This is a genomic window from Microcystis sp. M179S2 (genome assembly GCF_020245805.1).
Taxonomy (GTDB): Bacteria; Cyanobacteriota; Cyanobacteriia; order Cyanobacteriales; family Microcystaceae; genus Microcystis; species Microcystis aeruginosa.
In genome coordinates this window covers 1-3,831 of record NZ_JADBUE010000111.1, presented here as the reverse complement: position 1 = coordinate 3,831, position 3,831 = coordinate 1, and the positions used below count along the sequence as shown (strand labels likewise).

10 protein-coding genes are annotated in these 3,831 nt (G+C 36.5%); 2 read left to right on the top strand and 8 right to left on the bottom strand.

The genetic code is table 11. From position 1 onward, the window contains the following. Positions 1-84 precede the first annotated feature (84 nt). From IM500_RS06515 to IM500_RS06480, 8 genes are all read right to left on the bottom strand, one after another. On the bottom strand, positions 85-363 hold the full coding sequence (locus tag IM500_RS06515) for a DUF4926 domain-containing protein (RefSeq protein WP_287737996.1): 279 nt from the start codon (positions 361-363) through the stop codon (positions 85-87). 12 nt (positions 364-375) lie between these two features. After that, positions 376-708, bottom strand: coding sequence for a DUF6883 domain-containing protein (locus tag IM500_RS06510; RefSeq protein WP_002790331.1), 333 nt, complete (start codon positions 706-708; stop codon positions 376-378). 44 nt (positions 709-752) lie between these two features. After that, positions 753-968, bottom strand: coding sequence for a hypothetical protein (locus IM500_RS06505; protein WP_190718715.1), 216 nt, complete (start codon positions 966-968; stop codon positions 753-755). Positions 969-974: 6 nt separating this feature from the next. Next, positions 975-1,193 carry a YgiT-type zinc finger protein gene (locus IM500_RS06500; protein ID WP_052278163.1) on the bottom strand — a complete coding sequence of 73 codons (219 nt, stop codon included), beginning with the start codon at positions 1,191-1,193 and terminating at the stop codon, positions 975-977. A 1-nt stretch (position 1,194) separates the two neighbouring features. Further along, a complete protein-coding gene (locus IM500_RS06495) occupies positions 1,195-1,515 on the bottom strand; it encodes a DUF4258 domain-containing protein (RefSeq protein ID WP_052278164.1) in 321 nt (106 codons plus the stop codon). 228 nt (positions 1,516-1,743) lie between these two features. Then, complete coding sequence (locus IM500_RS06490; protein WP_423202524.1) at positions 1,744-1,932, bottom strand: hypothetical protein; 189 nt, start codon at positions 1,930-1,932, stop codon at positions 1,744-1,746. Between the two features lie 241 nt (positions 1,933-2,173). Further along, the gene (locus IM500_RS06485; protein WP_002734933.1) at positions 2,174-2,500 is read right to left on the bottom strand and encodes a XisI protein; all 327 of its coding nucleotides are present in this window, start codon (positions 2,498-2,500) and stop codon (positions 2,174-2,176) included. Then, positions 2,476-2,904: an element excision factor XisH family protein gene (locus IM500_RS06480; RefSeq protein ID WP_002776212.1), complete on the bottom strand. Its 429-nt coding sequence runs from the start codon at positions 2,902-2,904 to the stop codon at positions 2,476-2,478. The genes IM500_RS06485 and IM500_RS06480 overlap by 25 nt, the downstream gene beginning before the upstream one ends. Positions 2,905-3,129: 225 nt before the next feature. Here IM500_RS06480 and IM500_RS06475 point away from each other — a divergent pair, with 225 nt between their 5' ends. Next, the gene (locus tag IM500_RS06475; protein WP_149978456.1) at positions 3,130-3,318 is read left to right on the top strand and encodes a type II toxin-antitoxin system HicA family toxin; all 189 of its coding nucleotides are present in this window, start codon (positions 3,130-3,132) and stop codon (positions 3,316-3,318) included. Next, positions 3,319-3,624 carry a hypothetical protein gene (locus IM500_RS06470; protein ID WP_158201572.1) on the top strand — a complete coding sequence of 102 codons (306 nt, stop codon included), beginning with the start codon at positions 3,319-3,321 and terminating at the stop codon, positions 3,622-3,624. The last annotated feature ends 207 nt before the right edge of the window (positions 3,625-3,831 follow it).

The following is a 3,831-nucleotide window of genomic DNA, read 5'->3' as shown; positions in this document are numbered from 1 at the left end:
TGAAAAATTTTGCCTCAAACCCTGTCTGCGTAAAGATTTCAGGAGTTTGTACCCAGTAGTTTATTAGTATTACATTGCTTTAACTCAGGCTCTGTAAGACTTTGAGCCATAGCTAGTATATTTATACGGGGGAAGTTCAGCTATATTTACAGCTAAATTTTTAGGTTCTAAGGGAGAATGATGTAATAACATTAGTTGATTTTCTTGTAAGGTTTCGATAGCATAAGCACGTCCTGATGTGTCGCTAAATTCCACTTCAAAAACTGTGGGTTCATAAACTTCTACAATTGTTCCGACTTGTCCGCAATATAATCCTAATTGGGGTAAGTCTTCTAATAAGGCAACTACATCTAAGAGTTTCATTTGATTATCTCCTTAAAGTACATAACAAGTCACTAAGCGGGGAAAGTTTTCGTCATTTCTGATGATCCAAACACTGTGAATAATGGCGGTTTTGTTTTGATGAGTCAGGGGAAAATCAATAACATACTTTTGTCCATATTGATTGATTTTGTCAGGAATAGCATCATAGGTTTTAACTGCTTCTAAGAGTGCATTTTTAAGAAATTGAACGTTATTAATATCTAAGTTTAAGACGGATTTAAAAACCCTGGCTTTATGCTGTCCATCTGAATGATTTAGATTCAGGGCATAACCGGTCAATTTGTTATCATCAATAATGGTATTTTTAGGATTGGGTAATTTCACATTATACCACCTACTCAATCATTGTCTCTGCTGCCTTGATTGAACTATGATCTATGGCGCTCTCGGTCAATTTCAGAAAATATATCATCGAGTTCTGGTTGATTTTTCCAGACTCCGATTGAGGTTTCAATTTGTTCCCATAATACTTTTTTAGGAATTAAATTATCAGGAATTGACCGAGAAATTTTTACGCCATTAGGAAGAGATAAATCCTCTAATAGCTCGATAGTATTGCCTTTGATAATTCCTTGTATTTTCATAGTAGTTTAGGATAAAGCTTGCTCAACTAAGACGGCAGTTTCACGATCTAGAATAGAGAGAGTTTCTTGAATTAAATTGACTTCACGAGCTTCAAAAAGGACTTCGCCACACTGTTCGCACACCCAAGCAGGGACAGCATCCCAAGAAAGATGGTATCCGTTGCGATCAATGGCAAAGGGAGCAGTTCCCCGTTTCATTTGTCCCTTGCAGCAGAGGCATTCCATTCTAACGTCTCCTTCTAAAATTAGATGACCACTTTGATGGATCGGGAAGGTAGGCAGTAATAATCGCCAAATATTCGTCTTTGGGAGCACAGACGACATGAATCGGTCTGCTATTTTCTCCAAATCCTAATATTAAACAACTTTGTCCCCTCACATCTTCAGGATAGCTTTCTATCAGTTCACCTGTCATGACAACAGTTTCGATCTCGGTTGTTGTCATCATGCGATCGCCTCGTGACATCTGCCCAATAGTATGGGGAAGAAACAGAAGTCTTTTGGCTGCTGCTTCTCGTACTTGTTCGAGTATCTTGTCAGAAGTCACTTCAACTGGTTAAGCTCTATATTTGCTGTGGTTTTGGGGCAATGGAGACTAAATCTAAGGAAATTTCATTTGTGAGGGGGTGGTTGCTTGTGTCATGGGTTAATTCTCTTGGGGGTTTTAATAATTATATCTCAATCAGGAATAATTAAATCAATTATTTCTCTCCGAGATTATTAAATCTGTCATTTTTTTGCTGGACTTTTAAGGTATTTTTTATTATAAGATAGATCACCTATTCCACTTTCCACACACCACACACCCGACTAAATCTTTAGCTGATTCATAAGCAGAAATCGGTTCTTCTTCTTCAGTAATTTCTGTCTTCTGTGCCTTAAATTGCAAGAATTCAATAAAATCTATTACTGATTGCTGTTGTTGTGGGGTGAGGGTTTGTAGTTTTTCTGAAGCATTAGTCACACCACCGATAACTGGATTCTCTCCTAGTTCCCAGATGGGAGCTTCTGAAAATGCTTCTGACTTTTAAATCTATTTGATTTTCAGCTTGCTCTAGGTTTAAAAGTTCATACTTTAATACTAAAGCAACAAATTCGTCAAAGCTGTTTGCTTTTCCTGATTGAATTATTTTTTTAGTTTCTTGAATTAATTCTATTGGTAATTCTAATGTTTTATAATTTGTTTTTCCATTTTATTTGTACTCCTAATTAATGGCATATTCTGTGAATTTTCGTTTAAATGGAGAGTGAAATCCGATGACAATATCTGTTTTAGGAATTCCTAGTTCAACTAACTTTTCAGCCACCGAAATTTCTGTGTTGTTCTGTTGAATATAAACTTTGTTGTTAATAATATCTAAATGTAAAAGACATCCATAAATCCAATGATTATTATGCCAACCAACTTGTACTAATAAATAATGTTTTCTCAGATCGTCAAAGATTATTTCTAGGGAAATTTCACTAGACTGCTGAATTTTAGCTTGTTCTTCAATTAGGGATTTAACTAATTCACTGTAGTTGATTGCCATTCTACGATCTCCTCTATTTCAGGGTTATAGACAATAATTTTGATTTGATAATGTTCTAGAATTCTTTGAACAAAACGGCTATGACAAAACACTTCATAAGTATCATTAGGGATGGCTAAGTATAGGGTTCTATCAGGTTCAATTTCTGAAAGAGCAAAACGGTAGTTAAGATATTGTCCACAGGCTAAATGTAGTTCTGTAACAATTGAATCTCTTAAGAAACTTTTGATTTCAATGGCAACTTTTTCTCGTTCTTTTTGTGCTGCAATAACTTTTTCTGCACCTAAGTCCACATAAAAGTTAACATCTTCAAACTCTAGGGTAAAAGGATCATGGGTAATCGTCCAACCTGCTTTTATGAGTGCATTTCGGACAGCATGGTGAAAGGTATCTTTAGCTGGCATATCCTGATTTTAGCAGGTTTTCCTAATTTTAGCATCTTGTAACAATCTTAAGGTTCACAGTCTAGGAAATCCTTCTTGTTATTTCTCCTCTTCTGTGATGATTTCAGATACCCGACTTCTTTAAGAAGTTGACTTCATTTTCCATTGTAGCTTAAAGCCGTCCTAAAAGGACGGGGTTTTAAACCCAAATTTTCGATAAGATAAGTGTAGGTTAAAATTAAGGGTATGAGGGTTCGTGAGGTTATCCGTCGCCTAATTGATGATGGTTGGTTGCAAGTTTCGCAAAAAGGAAGCCATCGTCAGTTTAAACACCCTGTCAAGCTGAGTAAAGTTACCGTTCCTTGTAAACTGTCAGATGATATACCTATCGGAACTTACAAAAACATTCTACGGCAAGCTGAATTGGAGGGTTGAATGACTGAATTGAATAGTATGGTTGTGGTTAAGGATAACGCTATTGAAATAGAGCGTCAAGAAGAGTTAAAAGACTTCCTCCAAGAACAAGAACAACAAGTTCTTGAGCAATTCAAACCGGGTACATTCGGATGTCATGAGTTACTTGACAGAACAGCGATGGTTAGTGATTCCTTGGAGCGTTTTATTGTTTCCCATCCAGCTTGTGTACAAAACCCTGAATGGTACGCCCTAGCAAGACAAGCTGCTGAGGCTCTACATATTCTCTATCAAAAAGTTGGTGCAGTGCATCTTAATGGAGACTAAGGTTTTGACTAGCAAGAGAGGTTAAGTAGGTAGGTGTTAAAAACTTTCAGATTCCCCCGCCTATCGGCACCCCCCTTATCAAGCTATCCATTAGTCAGATCTTTCTTAACAAAAAGAGAAGAAACTTAAAAAAAGGGGAAACGATTGATAGGTATAGTTTTGAAAGAAGGAATTAAGGTGGAGGTAAGCAAAAAAATGGAGAAATGG